Here is a 598-nt window from a genome sequence, read left to right on the forward strand (position 1 = left end):
TTATTACCAAATAACTTGTCTAGTAGATAGTCAAAGATTGAGTCAAAAATAAATAGTCTTTGACTACTTTTAAAGTCAAAACCATTACTTCTGATATTTAGATTGATTTTTTTGTTTTCTAGTAAAGAATTAACTGATTTATGATATTTAGAAAATAATTTGTCATGTTCAGATTCTTTTGGAGTCTGTGCAGGTTCAGTTGAGTTAACTTGTACAGCTACTGTAGCAGTTTGAGTTGATTTGTTCTCTGACTTTAGGAATTTATTGAAAACATCTTCTTGTTGAGGGAATCTTCCTTTCTCTTTGCCATTATCAGACAAGTTAATTTCATAGGGCCAAGGAGAAACTAGACCTTGTTTAGATTCTGATTGAGGTTCCTTTTTATCAGTACCTGTTATAGTTCATTCCCTAGAACTATATTGTTCAATAATTTTTTTTCTTAAGGTAAAGAGTTTGGAATTTAATTCACTTTCTTCTATTAAGGTAAATAAGTTAGTTAATAATTCTTTGAAATTATTGAAATACTCTTTTTCTTTTAGATGAAGGAATAAAAGACTCTTTTCTCCTTCTTTTAGGTAGTATTCAACCAATAACCTAT

The 598-nt window shown here is 28.6% G+C and carries 1 protein-coding gene; it reads right to left on the reverse strand.

The features are described 5' to 3' along the window. Positions 1-590, reverse strand: a 590-nt coding sequence (locus DNK47_RS03365) for a DUF3713 domain-containing protein (protein ID WP_376764432.1), incomplete at its 3' end; no start/stop codon positions are given. Between the last annotated feature and the right edge of the window lie 8 nt (positions 591-598).

The sequence above is a fragment of the Mycoplasma wenyonii genome (assembly GCF_003265155.1).
Classification (GTDB): Bacteria; Bacillota_I; Bacilli_A; order Mycoplasmatales; family Mycoplasmoidaceae; genus Eperythrozoon_A; species Eperythrozoon_A wenyonii_C.